Below are 15,377 nucleotides of genomic sequence, written 5' to 3'. Positions count from 1 at the left end.
CGAAACGAGCGTGGCTGGCGTGGTTAGATCCTCGCCTCAAGGGCGAGGATGACGTCGAGGACATGGTTGCTCCACCCATCCTTACTCCATTGGTGCCGCACAATACGCAACCGAAGCAAAAGAGGGGCATATCTCGTTCATTGCAAGCGACATGGGATTTCCTATGATGTGCCGGTGTCGAGCAGGCACAGACTCCACACCGTAACGCGTGTGGTTTAAAAGCGGGAGCAAACAGCATGGCCATGGACCAATCGCAGCTGATCGACCGCATCAGTGACGCGTTGCGCGATGACACCGCGATACGTGGCCTTTTCCTGGCAGGCAGTTTTGGTCGCGGCACGGATGACCGTTTGAGCGATGTCGACTTCATAGCATTGATTGAAACAGATGCTCAGGATGACATGCTGGCGCGGTGGCGAGACCTGCTGGACACCATCACGCCAATCGTGTTCTGGCGAGTAAGACGGCAGGGCGGCATACTCGTCAACGCCATCAGCCAGGACTGGCTGCGCTGCGATCTCTCTGTCATGCCACCATCCGCGTTGACCGACTATGCGCGCAACACGCTAAAGCCGCGGATCGACCGCGACGACATATACCAGACCTTGCCGGCAGAGCGACCAGCCAAGGGCCCGGATGCCGCGAAGGTCGAATATCTGATCCAGGAGTTCCTGCGGGTTCTCGGATTGCTGCCGGTGGTGATTGGCCGGCAGGAATATCTGACAGCGGTCAGCGGTGCCGGAATGTTGCGTGACCTCTTCACCAACCTGCTGCTGGAAACTGTCGCCACATCAGGTCGTGGCGGGGCGCTGCATCTCAGCCGCAATCTGCCGCCCGCAGACATGCAGATGCTGATGTCCTTGCCGTCTCCCGGGCCGCAACGGCAGGCTGTCACAGAAGCTCATTTTGACATCGCACGACAGTTCCTGCCGCGTGCTCACACGCTGGCCACCACGCTCAATCTGGACTGGCCGGAGGCGTTTCAAAAAGCCACGATCGAACATCTCGCTCGCCAGCTCGGGCCATCACCAGACTGGAATGCGCTGATTTGAACGTGTGCTATAAGAGTCGTCATGAGTTGAAGGGTAGGGGTTTACCCTGCCCCTGAAGGTCATATTGACGACGAACTAGACACATTCAAGTGTGCGCGAACAAGGCGCCAAAAATCGCCTAATGAAATTGATTTTAAAGCAACAAAATCATTACATTATATATTTTCTCTAATTGACATTATTCAGATAGCGCTACACCAGCCCACTTCACACAAGAAATAGAAATTGTGAATTTGTTTTCTCATTTAAATTCATTGCATTGTATAATTTTTATAATGTAAAATAAAAACGAATTACGGCGTCGCGTGAGATGCTGGCAGATAGGCCAGGGGTAGGGGAGCGCCCTACTCTCAATCCGACCGTTTTTCAGCGATCAAGAATTCTGTTCATCTCGACCAAACCAACTATTTGACGACGTGTCTTTCCTGAAATTCAGCGCCCAGAGCTGCGCTTACTGGCCGACATATCAACATGCATCAAAGCCATTCGAACGAACCATAGATGCGCATGATACGGGTTCTGATCAGAGCCAAAATCGCTCAACCAAGACACTGTGACGGAACAGAATTTGGTCCATGATGTAGCTCGATGATCGATAAAATTCTGCCCATCTAAGCTTGGTAGCATCACGGTGGAAACGACGCTGAAGCGTACACATGTCGTCAATGTGGAGCTGCGCATGCAGAGTGTCAGGAGTAAACAGTTGGGCTATGTGAAGGACGACGTCGTTAGCGTGGACGATCGGAATGCGCTGTATGCTTCAATCGATCGGTGGCAGAGCAGTCAGCCAGTGAAAGACAGAGAAGGACCTGAACACGACACAATGCAACAACCAACACATCGCAGGCAGCAAACGGCAGAGCGGCAAAACATGGGTTTTTCAGGCTTTTTTCCCCACGACACCACATAGATAAGTTCCATAATATATCTTATGTGATCTTTGTATGTAGCCGCAAAGTTAAAGTCTCCTGTTTCTGCAAAGTTGGAATGTCACACTCCCCGGGTCTGAATAACGTGTGGGAGATTGCAGATGGGATTGATAGCGATGAGCGAGCGCGATCTGCAGCGGATCGAGGTTTTGTCGAAGGTTGTTTCCGGTCGGATGACGACGGTGTCTGCGGCGCTTTTGAATGCGTCAGCTGTCACTGTGAGACTGGACTTGAAAACATCCCCAACCATCGTTCTCGCCACCCAGTGGCGTTATCACGTTTTCGAGGAACATTTCGATCTCGGTGATCTCCGTGTGATCAGGCAGCATCACGCGGCTGGCAGTGACATCCCAGTCAAAGCCGCGCATGGCGTTGTCGAGCAATCGGATCTTGATCCTATCGAATTTGCCGCCAACAGCTCTAGCAAAACGGATGGCTGATTTTTCATCTGGAAACAGGATCGAAAAATCGATTTCGCGAGGCAAAGAGAGATTGTCTCCGTCCGCTATCATTCTGCGCAGGACGTCGCCATTCACGTCGTCTGGAATGTCATGCTGCATTAAGAATCCTTCCCCCTGAAATCACCCAGAATTCGCAACCGTGTTTTCCATATTGCGGACAAAAGCAATGAGACGTTGCAGCTCATTGCTTTCTATCAGCAGGCATCAAACACGATGATTTGGCCAGCAAGCGCGACCTTGATGTCTCGCGCTGAATTGCAGAAGTCCGGCCGTCTGAAAAGCGTGCCACTGATCGCCTGTGGGGCATGGCCACAAAAAAGTCGCCGGCACAGCAAGGCACCGGCAACGGGCTTTCAGAAGGTCCGGATAATGTCGCCAACCCTGGCGGTAAAATCGTCCAGCACCTTACGCTGTTCAACCCGCTGGCCCTCGATTGCGGTCAGCTTGTCCTCCAGCACGTTGAGCTGTTTGTCGAAGCGGTTTTTCGTATCGCCATCACCAACAGCCCTAAGGTTTTCGCGCACCCTCGCCTGTTCGTCTGACGTGCGGCTATAATCCTCATCAAGTTGCTGCAGCTTGATTTCCGCATCATTCTGGCTGCGGCGGGCATCGGCAAGCTCAATGAGTTTGGCTTTTGTAGCGTCATCCGCAGCCGCTTCCTGCCAGGCAACCAGCGTAAAGGCATCGGCATCGATCAGCGACACAGTCTCGTCATTGACCAGCTCATAGCGGGTTTCGAGCGTCTTTTTTTCGCCTGCCTTCAGGCTTGTTTTGATGCGGTAGTCGCTGGCAGTCGCTTCGTCCTGTCCCTCGGCGCTAAATGCCCAGCCGCTGCGTTTGGGAACCTCAATCACCACAGTGCGCTCACCGTCCTGTGCGCCTGTAATCTCGTAAGTCGCCACCTCAACGGTTGAGGACTTGGTGTGGATCATGCCATCAACGACCTTCAGGCTGACAATGTTCTGGCTGGTTTTTACCGCAGCACCGATATTGACCTTCTGGTCCACGGCAAAGCTGACCGATTGTTTCTGGTCGCGTGGAAGGCCATTGATCTGGGCATCCCCGACATAACCGACATTGTCGTCATAAACCGTCATGATGCCGGGTGGCAGGCTGATGCCGGCATTGTTTTCAATCAGTGCCGCAGCCACGGGATGTTCACCTGCCATGCCGACCCGGTAAAGCGAAACCATCTCGGCCTTCACGCCCTGATCAAGGATCGGCACGGAGATCGTGTCGCCATTCCTGACGTCATAGCTGCCTTTCAGCGCAAAAGTCGACGTCACATCCTGCTCGGCTGCACTGGCCTCCTGGCCACCTGCCATGGCAAAGGGTGCTGGCGCTTCAACCGCCATGGCCTCCGCCATGGGTGCGGATGCCAGGAAATCTGCACCGCCCGCGCGGTTCCTCATCACCATGGGTTTTGCCATGGCACCGGCTGGCAGGCCAGCGGCCGCAGTATCAACCGGCACCTCTATGCGTTCCCGCATGAAATGGCGATGCAGCGCCTGTTTGAGCGTGACTGGCTTGCCGGACGATAGAGTGACACCAACACCGTTCCAGTCTTCTCCGGAGGCATTTTCAAACACCGCCCAGGCCTGCAGGCGCACCTCACCTTCCTTGCTGGTGACAAGGCGATAGGAGGTCTTCCAGATCGGCGCCGGCACGACATAGGAGATATCAACCTGCCGTGCAGCGGCGCCATCCAGTTTCAGTGTCACGGTTCGCGCACCATCCGTATTGCCCTTGGCAATCACATCCATGGCCGTCTTGAGTTTGTCTTTGACGGCGGGATCGAGAATTTCCACCTTGGTGCCGGGGATCGGCGCCATGGCAATTTCGCCGTCATCGGTCATCAGGGAGAGTTGCCAGCTCTTTGCCGTCTTTTCATTTTCACTTGCCGTCACACCAAGTACAACGCCCTGTTTATCGCCGGCCTTGACCCGCGTTCCCTTGATGGCATCCAAGAGCTTCGGCATGGAAGAGAGATCGGACGCCTTGAACGGCAATGTGCGGAAGGTCTCTTCCAGCGGGTTTGGGCCAGCCAGCGACAGGTTCTTGACCCTGCCCTCCTTGTCCCGAACCACAAGGCTTTTCAAGACGTCATCGATCTGGTCGAGCGGCACTTCTATGGTAATTTCGGAGTCTTGCCCCACCTCAGCAGACCGGACAATTTCCGCCAGCCCGCCGGACGACAGTGTCACTGACTTGACGGGACCATTCACGGCGGCAAAGGCTGTGGTTGAAACAAGCGCGAAAAAGAGGGCTGGAAGAACGCGTTTGGTGGTGATCATAAAAACTCCCCGACTGTAACTATGGCAAAAGCCACGCAGCTCCCAGCTGCATCAATCGCATAGGATTGTAGTTTTTGGTGCAATTTGAGGCAACTCAGGACGCAAACAGCTGTCATTCCCCTGTTGTGATAACAAAGCATTGGTGAACCTACGCAAAGAACGCCGTAGCGGCACAGGTGCTGGAACAAATCAGCCGAAATTGCCGTTCTGTTTGGCGACAATTTGTTTGACCACAATTGCTTTGGAGACAGCAGATGAAACTCAAGCTTGTTTTGGGCGTGGCATTGGGCGTTGGTTTTTCGGCAGCCGCCGCGCAGGCACACAATAACTGGTATCTCTACGGCGCTGTGCCGGTGGCAGGTGATCCGGTGCTGGAGGCCGCCTATCGCGCCGCCCTCGACCACTGCAGCTATGAGGGATATGACGGATATCACCGGGTTGGTTTTTACGGTGGCGACTATGGTTCTGCCGAAATCCGCCGCTGCATGTCGCGCAAGGGTTTCATCCTGCAGGATGGCCAGCCTCACGCCTACCCCGCACGCAAGGCAGCCTACCACGTGAGGTAACACGCCTGAAAACATCCGCCATTGCCTGGACGCTACATCACCAGACAGCTGAATTCTGTTTCGTGAGACAGTTGTTTCGCGTGGCCAGGCGTGCCGCATATTGAAATTGGACCAGAGAATATCGACATCAGGGGTAACCTGGAGATCGACATGTTCTATGTTCTTATTGCGATATGCGCGCTCGCTGCCACCTTCTTTATCTGTCGCTACTTTGCGGCCAAGACCCTGATGGTCGAAAAGGATATCGAAAAGGCCATTGCGCAGAAATTCGCATCGAGCAGCAAAGCCATAGAGCTGGCAAACCTGCGCGAAGAAAATGCCGTGATGCGAAACCTGCTGCTCGATCTCCTGGAAAACGAAGCGGTTTTGCCGATGCATCAGGCATCCGTCTCTAGGGATGAGCTGGTGCGGATGAAAACCACCAAGATCCAGCGCTACCGAGAAATCCTCGCCGAAAGCCATCACGTGTTGAAACGCCGTGAGGTGGCGGCTGTTGCGGAACCGTTCAACTCAACCTTCAAGGCCGAACGCAGATTGTGATCGGCGGCACCACACACAACAACATAATTCAGCAAATTCAGAAAATTATGGCAATATATTGAAGTGAAATATCAGAAAATTTCATTTCAACATAGCCATCCCGATCAGGTCACTTTCAACACCGCACCGGTGTCGTATTGGCGCACATAATCCACCCGTGTGCCATTCCAGTGGTAACAATAATGCCGCCCCTGGCCGGGAATACTGACCACATCTGGCCAGAACACGCCAATACAGCGCCCCTGCGGCATACGCACACTGTCCCACACCAGACCGTCGCTACCGGCGTCGCGCAGCCTTTTACCTTCCACCTGTGAGGCCGTATAATCCACGGGGTGGCGCACATCGGCGACAGCGTTCACGTCATCCAGCGTGCGGTCAATGCTGCCAACCAGCACGCGGAAATCGGACGTCCAGCCCGGCGCCTGATCTGTAGAGCGCATGAAGTTCTGGTGGTGATGCACGGTTTCAGCCACCGCCACTTCTTCCGTTTCGCCGGCATAATAAATGCCGTAACTGCCATCGGAAAAGCGACCCGGACGGTCTTTCGAACAATGCACGAAAGGCGCCATCACCAGGCTGGCACCTGGGCCGGACACCCGCCGGGCAGCCGGCACCTTGCCCAGGTCCCCCACCTCGTAGCGCACACGCGGATTGGTCTTTTCTTCCACCGCCACCAACGCTTCCCAATCCTGCGGGTCGGCAATATCCTCAAACAGGTGGATCGGCGGAAAGATGGAGCGGATGATGCGGTAGGTCTGCGGCCAGCATATATCGGTCCGCACGGAGGTGCCGCTCACCATGCGCTTCTCTCGGCATCCAGCCATTCACGCATCACGGCGAGATCAGAAAGCTCACCTTGCAACATGATATCCAGTGCCGATTTGCCGCCAAACGCCGTGTTGGGCGCCTTGATCCACTCGTAACCGCGCGCCACATCCTTGAAGAGATAACGCACACCCTTATGGATGCCCATGAGATGCGCCATGCGCATGCGCAGGTCACGGTCAATACGGCCGGCGCTGCCTTCTTTCCAGCGCGCCCATGTGCGGGCGGAAAGCCCACCCAGCAGCGTGCAGGCCTGCGCATCCGTGAGTTTCCATGCGGTAAACAGGTTGACGGTGGTGCGGGCCAAAGCCCCCGCCTCCGCATCTGTAATCTCATTCGATCCGGCATCCGCCAGGGTGGAAACGACAGGCAGTAGTTGCATGGCAACCTCACTTTCTGGCATATATGTAACATATTTTTGCCAATTGGCAATGATTGCATCTTAAATGCCGATGGAACTTGGCCAGTTTCAGCACAAATCAGCGCCGACTAATTAACACTTGCGGTGCTACGTTACGCCTGCGGAAGGTAAAACGACAAAAGACAGCTTCCCCCCAGCAGTGTAGAGATGACGATACGGCGAGCCAAAAGTGAATTTCAGCACCGACTCAAAGACCAATCGTATTTTTGAAATTGAATGTTTGCGCGGTTTTGCAGCGCTCTACGTGGTGTTGTTCCATGTGCTGCGGCCAGAACTTCAGGAATACTCCTACATCCTGTCCATTCCCTTTCGTTTCGGCCAGGAAGCGGTCATCCTGTTTTTCCTGCTGTCGGGTTTTTCCATCAACTATTCCTGGTCAAAACGGCAGGAAAAAAGCTTCCCGATTTTTGCGCGTGACCGGCTGGTACGCATCATGCCGATTTTTCTGGTTGCGCTGCTCGTCACCTATGTCTGCACAGCGCTGGTGGCGCAGGACTGGGTGGACATGGATTTCGGCACGCTCATCGGCAATGCGCTGATGCTACAGGACCGCCCTCGCCCCGGCACGATCGTTGAACCTTACATGGGCAATCAGGCGCTGTGGTCGCTGTCCTATGAGGTGGCGTTTTACCTGTTCTATTATGTGCTGGTGCGTTTTACACCACCGGCCCACCGCACCCTTGTCGTTGGCATCACCTCGGTGGTGTTTTTCCTGGTCATGCTGGTCTACCCCAACCAGCTCAGCCGCTTTCTGGCCTATTTCTGCATCTGGTGGTTAGGCGCGGTGATGAGCGAAATCCATCTCGGCCGGGTCCGGGCAAAAGAGTTTTTCCTCGCCCTTTTGCCGGTTGGTTTTGTGGCGCTGTGTCTTGCCGTTCTGGCGGCAAACACCAGCGTGCCGATTGATATTGGCGCAAGTGTGCTGTTTCCCTATCTGGAACTGCGCCACTTCGCAGGCGCGCTGGTCATTGCCCTTGCCATGTTCGGCTGGTCGCTGATCGGCTGGAAAGGGTTCCGGCTGCTGTTTGCGCCCTTTGCCCTGCTCGCCCCGATCTCTTACGCCGTTTATGTGCTGCATTTCCCCATCATGGCGGATATGCGCGAAAGCCTTGAACTCTCGCCCTGGCTGACCATTCCGGCAACCGCCCTCGTGACCCTGCTGTTTGCCTTGGCTCTGGAGGGCCCGTTCCAGCGCGCCATCAACCGCGCAGTCAAGGCCCGGCGACAGAAGATCAGCCTCAGCACCGAAAGCCACCAGACGCGGTGAAAAAACAAAACATGGGTTTGTTAGAGCTTCCTGCCGGTTGGTTGTCTCCTTCCCCGGAATCTGCCCGGCAATTTGAGCATGAACTGCAACGGGAGTTGTGCCCGCATCACCTTCTTTACAATGTTCCCGCACAGGCCGTGGGACGAAAAGACCGACGCGATGATTTCCTCTTCAAAATTCCGGACAATTATTTTGCGCAGGTGCATTTGACGCGGCGACAGGAAACAGATCCGTTTTGGCCCGCAACCACGCTTACAAGGCGCCCCACTCGGCCCGCAACATGCCCATGATGGCAGTGTCCCAGCGCTCGTCGCCCACCTGCACGGAGGATCGCCGCACCCCCTCCGGCACAAAACCCACCTTGGCATAGGTGCGTATGGCCGGTGCGTTCCAGGTGTACACGTTCAGCTCCACCCGCTCGATTTCATTGTATGAAAAAGCGCGCTCCACAACCGCCCGATGCGGGCAACGCCATGCCGCCAATCCAGCACCAGTTGAATATGCCCGACCAGCGCCTGATCGGCATCAACCGCCATCCAGCACAGACGTTTGGGCGGCGTGCCAGACGCTTCGGCCCGCATCTGCTCCAACTGCTCGTCACTGACAGGAAAACTCAGGTCGGGCCCGCCCCACTGCACAAGCTCTCGTTCGCTGGAAAGCCAGCTACGTAACACGGGAAAGTGCGAAGGTTCAAAGTCAATCAGAGTCATCATGTCAGTGTTCACAGGTCATTTTTCGTTTTGCCACGCCGCGCCCACTGATGCCGGGTCTACCAGCTGTCACGGCAGATAACGCGGAACTCGCGCTTGAAGTATCTTCACCAGTTCAGGGTCCATGAACTCATAATCATCAGGAATATCCAGACAGATAAGTCGTTTGCTGAGCAGAAAATTCTTGTACTTTTGCTGAAACTTGTTCCGGTGCGCCTTTTATATGACGAAGATGATATCCGCCCACTCGATCTATTCACCCTCAAGCGGATTAACGGCGTCATTATTGGTTCCGGCAGACGAAACCTCAAGATTGTCCCATCTTGCGAACACCTGTTCGGCAGTGGGGCTGCGCAGTTTGTGTTGACTGCAGATGAATAATACGCGTTTGATTTTCCGCCTCGTTTTTTCAGTGAGCACTGCTACTTTGTAGCAATGAATTTCTCACAATTGCAACGTGAGGTTTCGGCGTGACCGATCTCTCAAAACACTCACACCAAACTCAGCGTCACGCTTGCCAGCACCACATAACGCCCAACCTTGGCGATGGTGACGAGAGCCAAAAACACCGGAAACGGTTCGCGCATCACGCCGGCGACCACGGTCAAGGGATCGCCGATGATGGGTGCCCAACTGAGCAGCAGCGACCATTTTCCGTAACGCTGGTACCAGCCCTGCGCGCGCTCCAGTGCCGTCTGTTTGACCGGAAACCACGAGCGATTGCGAAAGCGCTCGATGCCACGCCCCAAAAGCCAGTTGACGACGGAGCCGAGCACATTTCCGACGCTGGCGACCGCCACCAGCAGCCACACGGCGCAATGGCCGGTGTAGATCAGCCCCACCAGCACCGCTTCCGATTGGGCAGGCAAAATCGTGGCGGCCACAAAGGCGGCCATAAACAACCCGGCAAGGGCAGCAAGTTCACTCATCAGTGGTGGGACCATTCCGTGTGGTGGCTGTCGATGATGAAGGTGTGGCGGTGGCGATAGCCCCTGCCCACCGCCTCCGCGCCGTGAATATGCGGGTGGCTGGCATCGAGATTATAATGGGTGTGTTCAATCTGGTCCGGATCATCGGCCGGCCAGAGATAACAGGCAACCAGCAACGCGCCGGCAGCAACAAAACCGAGCATGATAAAGGTCAAGGGCAATCCGGCCGTCACCCCCAGCCAACCGGCCAGCGGATAGGTGATCAGCCAGCAGGCATGCGACAGTGCAAATTGTGCGGCAAACAGCGCCGGACGATCCTCCGGTTGGGCTGAACGGCGAAGAAGCCGCCCGGAGGGCGTCTGCGCCAGCGAATAACCAAGCCCCAGCACGAACCAAAGCGGCAGCAGAACCAGATAGCTGCGCATGAAACAGCCGGCAAACAGCCCGACGACCAGCAGGCCAACCCCGCCCAGCATCGCCTTTCGATCCGGCATGCCATCCAGCAGACGCGGCAACAGCAGGGCTGCCATCATTGAACCGCCACCAAAGGCGGCAAGGGCAAAGGCAGTCTGGCGTTGACCAAGCCCGAACTGGGCCTGCACCAGAACCACGCTATTGACGATGACCATGGCGCCGGCCGCCGCAACGGCAAGGTTGAGCGCCAGAAGCCCACGTAGGCGCGGCGTAGCGAGATAGATACGCAAGCCGCGTGTGGTGCGGTCATAAATACCGCGCGGCTCGGCCGCCTTGGGGCTTGGCAGGATAACGGACACCACCAGCGCTGCCGAGGCCAGAAAACCAATGGCTGTGCCGGCAAACAGGCTGTGAAAGCTAATCACGGTCAACAACAGTGCCGCCAGCATCGGGCTTGCCACACTTTCCAGATCATAGGCCAGGCGCGACAGAGACAGAGCGCGGGTATAGTCCTTTTCATCCGGCAACACATCGGGAATGGTTGCCTGAAAGGTCGGTGTGAAGGCGGCAGAGGCCGATTGCAGCACAAAGATCAGCACATAAACCTGCCAGACCTCGCTGATAAAAGGCAAAAGAACGGCCACCATGGCCCGCACCAGATCAAGGCACACCAGCATGGTGCGGCGTGGCAGGCGTTCGGCAAAGGCGGCGGCAACTGGCGCCACGCCAACATAGGCCACCATCTTGATGGCAAGGGCCGTGCCCAGCACGACACCAGCATCCGCACCCGCCAGATCATAGGCCAAAAGACCGAGCGCCACCGTGGCAAGTCCGGTGCCAACAAGGGCAATGACCTGCGCCAGAAACAGATGACGGTAGGTGCGGTTTGCAAGAACATGCAGCATGACAAGGGTTCCGTAGAAGGCCTTAGAGATATTTGGTGATCAGCTTGAACTCATCCAGCGACCGGCGCTGGTCGTGCTGCAGTGCGCCAACCGTATCTTCCAGACAGTGGTCGAGATGGTCCTGAATGAGCGTACGCTTGGCATTGGTAATGGCCTTTTCAACCGCGTGAAGCTGCTGGGCAATGTCCAGACAGGGCCGACCATCCTCGATCATGGCGATCACGCTTTTCAGGTGCCCTTCGGCGCGTTTCAGCCGGTTGATGATATCAGGATGCGTATCGTGTCGATGTTCTGCCATCAAAATAACCTATCCCCCAGGATAGGATTTTTCAACGAGAATTCTTGTCTGGCCCTGTCACACCAAACCTCCGGGAAAACATCTCGCACCGGCAGGCCCGCTGCCGGTTGGCTGAAAGCTGCATTGTCTGAAGGGCGAGAGTGGTATTTCTGTTGTTGCATTTGGCTGCTTGCGTGCAGGTTGCTACCGCCAACAATGTTTCTGCCGCCAATCACAGGCGTGGCGTTCCTCCGCATGACGGTGAGGAAACAAGCGCAAATTCCGACATCAGTCGCATGACCCAACAATAAAAGGAGGCAGTCCTGGCACCGCCCCTACCCCCGTTGCAGGCTCGTCAGATTTCGCCCGATGCCTCGCGCCGGCGCTGTTCCAGCTCTTCACTGTAACGGCGCAGCGTATGGCTTTCGGTCAACAGGCCAACCGGCCGGTTTTCGATCTTGTCATTGACGACAACAAGCGCTTCGCTTTCTGCCGCATCAAAGGCCGCCGCCGCCTGGCGGGCATTCATGGTGGGCAGCAGAATGTCGTTTTTATAATGCAGGTAGGTTTCAAGGTTGATGGTTTCGGGGTCGCGGTCCATCGGATCGGCATAGATTTCAGGCACCAGCACCATGCCGATATAACGCCCGTCATCATCGGTCATGATCACCCGCTGGGTGGAGCCGAGCGGGAATTTTTCCTTGAAGGCGGAAAGCCCCATGCTGACATTGGCCTTGCGAATGTCGGCACGCATCATGCGGCCCACCGTCAGGTCACGGATCCAGCCAATGTCATGGGCGCTGCGAATGCTTTCACCCCTGAGGTGAAAACGCCATGTGGCAAAGGAGTAACCGAAGGTGGTGCGCACCACCAGCGAAGTGGTGACAACGGCTGCCAGCACCAGCACTGAGATCTGGAAGTCTCCGGTCAGCTCCAGCGCCAGGAAGGTCATCGTCAATGGTCCGCCGATGATCGCGGCGGCAAAGGCGCTCATGCCGATCACGGCGTAGACGATAGGCGCCGTCTGACCATAACCGATAAAGGGCACGATAGCGGCAAAGATCTTGCCGAGCAGCGCGCCCATGAACAGCGACGCGAAAAACAGGCCACCACGGAAATTCGAGCCGATGGAAATGGCGCTGGCTGCGGCTTTCAGCAAAAACAGCCCGGCCAGCATGTAGATCGGCAGGTCGGCATCGATGTTGAGATGCAGCGCGCCATGGCCGCTGGACAGAACCTGCGGCGAAATCAGCGCCAGCGCCCCCACCACAGCGCCGCCAAGCGCCGGGCGTGCCCAGGTGGGAATGGCGCTTTTGCGTGCTGTTTCTTCAATGAAAGACACCGCCTGCATGAGCACGATGCCGATTGCCGCACAGATCACGCCGAGAATGATGGCCGGCACATAATCCGGGGCGGTTACACGGCTGGCATCGAAGAGGTCGATTGTCAGGCCGTGGCCGCCAATAAAACCGATAACGATGGTGGCAACCAGTGCGGAGACGATCAACGGTGCCAGCGTGACGATCGTATAGGTGCCGATAATCAGCTCCACCGCATAAAACGCCCCGGTCAACGGCGCGTTGAAGGCGGCGGCAATGGCACCGGCCGCACCACAGCCCACCAGAATGCGCATGTCACCACGCCGCAGTTTCAGCTTGGTGCCAATCTTGGAGGCCACACCACTGGCAATCTGCGTGTAGCCGGCCTCAAGGCCAACCGAGGCACCAAAGCCGTTGGACACGATGTTTTGCAGGCACACCAGAATACTGTCGGTCAGCGAAAGCCGCCCACCATGCAGCGCATTGGCCTCAATGGGGTCGACCATCGGTTTCTTGCGGGTTTTCGACAGAATGAAGATGATGAGGCCCAGCACCACACCGCCCATCATCGGCCCCAGCAACACACCCCAACCAGTCAGATCGCTGCTGCTCAACCGCTCCACACGAAACACCAGCACATGCAAAGCCGTGCTCATTGCCCCGATCACCCAGACCAGAAGGCCGGCGGCAATGCCGATGATGATCGAAAGCAGCACCAGCCCCAGCTCGCCACGCCGGAACATGGCGCGCAACCGGCTGGCGCGCACATTGTCGAAGAAGCTTGCCATATTGGGAGCACGGAAAGGCTTGGTCGACATGGGTTTCCTTTACAGGCAGTCTTTAACGGCGGTCAGTCCTGGAGGACGTCGATTTCGACCTCAAAACGCATCAGGTCATAGGCCGGTTCGACATGATCAGGCGTTTCACGCATCACGGTGTCATAGTCCAGGGGTATATGCATATGGGTCAGCACTGCGCGTTTGGGCGAAAGCGCCGCGATCCAGTCCAATGCTTCTGACAAGGAAAAATGGCTGGGATGCGGCTTGTATTGCAGCGCGTCAATCACCAACACATCAAGCCCCTGCAGGTTGCTCAGGCTTTGCTCGGTAAAACGGCTGACATCGGTGCAGTAGGCCACATCACCCATGCGGAACCCGAGCGAAAAAATATCGCCATGGTGCTGTTGATGCGGCTTGAAACCGATCGGCCCACCCTCGCCCGTAATCACGAACTCACCGGCCGCCGGGTCAATGAGATTGGCCTCGATAATGGCGGGGTAATTGCTGCCGACTGGCGTTTTCAGGCAATAACCAAAACCGTCAGCAATGCGGTCCAGGGTCGCCTGGTCGGCATAGACGGGAATACGTCGATGCTGCTGCGCCCAGTAGACGCGCAGGTCATCAATACCGTGCAGATGGTCGGCATGGGCATGGGTGTAGATGACGGCGTCGATCTGGTCGACACCGGCATTGATCATCTGCTGGCGAAAATCAGGCCCGGTGTCGATGACAACGGTCGTCTTGCCACCATCGGGCGCAATTTGCTCCACCATGAAGGCCGCGCGGCTGCGCCGGTTTTTCGGATTGTCAGGGTCGCAGGCGCCCCAGTCACCATTGATGCGCGGCACACCGGGGGACGATGCGCAGCCAAGAACTGTAAAGCGTCTTTTATAGACGCCCATCAGAGCCTCGGCATTTTGGAAAAGCAGCGAAACGCATTGTCGGTGGTGATCTTGGCCATGTCGGCATAACTCATGTCATGCACCTCGGCCAGAACCTCGGCGGTGTTGATGACATAAGACGGCTCGTTGCGCTTGCCGCGCCAACGCTTTGGCGCAAGGTAAGGTGCATCGGTTTCCACTAGCAGGCGGTCGAGCGGTACGGTTGCGGCAATATCGCGGATGTCCTGCGACTTCGGGAAGGTCAGGATGCCGGAAAAGGAGATGTAACCGCCAAGCTCCGCACCGGTCTTTGCCAGTTCAGGCCCGGCCGAGAAACAATGCAGGATGAACGGGAACGCCCCCTTTTCCGTTTCGGCACGCAGGATCGCCGCCATGTCATCATCCGCGCTGCGGCTGTGAATGACCAGTGGCAGGCCGGTAACTCGCGCTGCCTCGATATGGCGGATCAGACCGGTCTTCTGGTCTTCCGGTTTCTGCGTGTCGTAGAAATAGTCCAGACCCGCCTCGCCAATCGCCACGATCTTGTCATGGCTGTTGGCGATGTTGATGAGTTCCTCGGCTGTTATGTCGAGTTCTTCATCTGCATTGTTAGGATGCGTGCCCACCGAGCAGAACACGGATGGGTATTTCTCGGTGATTTTCAACAGCTCGGGCAAACGCCGGACACGGGTTGAAATCGTCACCATCTGCTTGACGCCGGCCGCATGCGCGCGCGCGATGATGTCATCGCGCTCCGCTTCGAAATCCGGAAAATCCAGATGGCAATGGGTATCGATCAGCATCT

General features: G+C 56.4%; 16 protein-coding genes and 1 pseudogene. 4 read left to right on the top strand and 13 right to left on the bottom strand.

What is annotated here, in order from left to right; all coding sequences use genetic code 11:
* Nucleotides 1-236: 236 nt before the first annotated feature.
* On the top strand, nt 237-1,052 hold the full coding sequence (locus RT613_RS20260) for an aminoglycoside 6-adenylyltransferase (RefSeq protein WP_313618184.1): 816 nt from the start codon (nt 237-239) through the stop codon (nt 1,050-1,052).
* Between the two features lie 1,135 nt (nt 1,053-2,187).
* Here the strand turns inward: RT613_RS20260 and RT613_RS23885 are convergent.
* Nucleotides 2,188-2,493, bottom strand: coding sequence for a ribonuclease E inhibitor RraB (locus RT613_RS23885; RefSeq protein WP_409558869.1), 306 nt, complete (start codon nt 2,491-2,493; stop codon nt 2,188-2,190).
* 302 nt (nt 2,494-2,795) lie between these two features.
* Nucleotides 2,796-4,736 carry a DUF4139 domain-containing protein gene (locus RT613_RS20250; RefSeq protein WP_313618183.1) on the bottom strand — a complete coding sequence of 647 codons (1,941 nt, stop codon included), beginning with the start codon at nt 4,734-4,736 and terminating at the stop codon, nt 2,796-2,798.
* Between the two features lie 254 nt (nt 4,737-4,990).
* On the opposite strand from RT613_RS20250, the gene RT613_RS20245 reads away from it, so the two are divergent.
* Together RT613_RS20245 and RT613_RS20240 are read left to right on the top strand one after the other, a co-directional pair.
* Complete coding sequence (locus tag RT613_RS20245; RefSeq protein ID WP_313618182.1) at nt 4,991-5,302, top strand: hypothetical protein; 312 nt, start codon at nt 4,991-4,993, stop codon at nt 5,300-5,302.
* A 150-nt stretch (nt 5,303-5,452) separates the two neighbouring features.
* Nucleotides 5,453-5,842: a hypothetical protein gene (locus tag RT613_RS20240; protein WP_313618181.1), complete on the top strand. Its 390-nt coding sequence runs from the start codon at nt 5,453-5,455 to the stop codon at nt 5,840-5,842.
* Nucleotides 5,843-5,946: 104 nt separating this feature from the next.
* On the opposite strand, the gene RT613_RS20235 is transcribed toward RT613_RS20240, so the two are convergent.
* Together RT613_RS20235 and RT613_RS20230 are read right to left on the bottom strand one after the other, a co-directional pair.
* Nucleotides 5,947-6,645 (bottom strand): RES family NAD+ phosphorylase, encoded by a 699-nt coding sequence (locus RT613_RS20235; protein ID WP_313618180.1) that lies wholly within the window; start codon nt 6,643-6,645, stop codon nt 5,947-5,949.
* Complete coding sequence (locus tag RT613_RS20230) at nt 6,639-7,052, bottom strand: antitoxin Xre-like helix-turn-helix domain-containing protein (RefSeq protein WP_313618179.1); 414 nt, start codon at nt 7,050-7,052, stop codon at nt 6,639-6,641. Before RT613_RS20230 ends, RT613_RS20235 begins: the two co-directional genes overlap by 7 nt.
* Before the next feature lie 208 nt (nt 7,053-7,260).
* Between RT613_RS20230 and RT613_RS20225 the strand changes: the two genes are divergently transcribed.
* Nucleotides 7,261-8,358, top strand: coding sequence for an acyltransferase (locus RT613_RS20225; RefSeq protein WP_313618178.1), 1,098 nt, complete (start codon nt 7,261-7,263; stop codon nt 8,356-8,358).
* A 252-nt stretch (nt 8,359-8,610) separates the two neighbouring features.
* Here the strand turns inward: RT613_RS20225 and RT613_RS20220 are convergent, their stop codons facing one another.
* From RT613_RS20220 to RT613_RS20180, 9 genes and pseudogenes are all read right to left on the bottom strand, one after another.
* Nucleotides 8,611-8,760, bottom strand: a complete 150-nt coding sequence (locus RT613_RS20220) for a GNAT family N-acetyltransferase (RefSeq protein ID WP_409558867.1) — start codon at nt 8,758-8,760, stop codon at nt 8,611-8,613.
* A gap of 2 nt (nt 8,761-8,762) precedes the next feature.
* Nucleotides 8,763-9,071: a hypothetical protein gene (locus RT613_RS20215; RefSeq protein WP_313618176.1), complete on the bottom strand. Its 309-nt coding sequence runs from the start codon at nt 9,069-9,071 to the stop codon at nt 8,763-8,765.
* Nucleotides 9,072-9,137: 66 nt separating this feature from the next.
* Nucleotides 9,138-9,461, bottom strand: a pseudogene (locus RT613_RS20210) (low molecular weight protein tyrosine phosphatase family protein).
* Between the two features lie 98 nt (nt 9,462-9,559).
* Nucleotides 9,560-9,997, bottom strand: a complete 438-nt coding sequence (locus RT613_RS20205) for a YqaA family protein (RefSeq protein WP_313618175.1) — start codon at nt 9,995-9,997, stop codon at nt 9,560-9,562.
* Nucleotides 9,997-11,316 carry an MFS transporter gene (locus tag RT613_RS20200; protein ID WP_313618174.1) on the bottom strand — a complete coding sequence of 440 codons (1,320 nt, stop codon included), beginning with the start codon at nt 11,314-11,316 and terminating at the stop codon, nt 9,997-9,999. Before RT613_RS20200 ends, RT613_RS20205 begins: the two co-directional genes overlap by 1 nt.
* Before the next feature lie 22 nt (nt 11,317-11,338).
* Nucleotides 11,339-11,614 (bottom strand): metal-sensing transcriptional repressor, encoded by a 276-nt coding sequence (locus tag RT613_RS20195; RefSeq protein ID WP_313618173.1) that lies wholly within the window; start codon nt 11,612-11,614, stop codon nt 11,339-11,341.
* A 334-nt stretch (nt 11,615-11,948) separates the two neighbouring features.
* Nucleotides 11,949-13,730, bottom strand: a complete 1,782-nt coding sequence (locus RT613_RS20190) for a chloride channel protein (RefSeq protein ID WP_409558866.1) — start codon at nt 13,728-13,730, stop codon at nt 11,949-11,951.
* Between the two features lie 32 nt (nt 13,731-13,762).
* Nucleotides 13,763-14,593, bottom strand: a complete 831-nt coding sequence (locus tag RT613_RS20185; protein ID WP_313618172.1) for an MBL fold metallo-hydrolase — start codon at nt 14,591-14,593, stop codon at nt 13,763-13,765.
* Nucleotides 14,593-15,375, bottom strand: a complete 783-nt coding sequence (locus tag RT613_RS20180) for a TatD family hydrolase (protein ID WP_313618171.1) — start codon at nt 15,373-15,375, stop codon at nt 14,593-14,595. The genes RT613_RS20185 and RT613_RS20180 overlap by 1 nt, the downstream gene beginning before the upstream one ends.
* Between the last annotated feature and the right edge of the window lie 2 nt (nt 15,376-15,377).

The sequence above is a fragment of the Agrobacterium sp. genome, assembly GCF_032092815.1.
Lineage (GTDB): Bacteria > Pseudomonadota > Alphaproteobacteria > Rhizobiales > Rhizobiaceae > Agrobacterium.
This window is presented reverse-complemented; position numbering and strand designations above follow the sequence as displayed.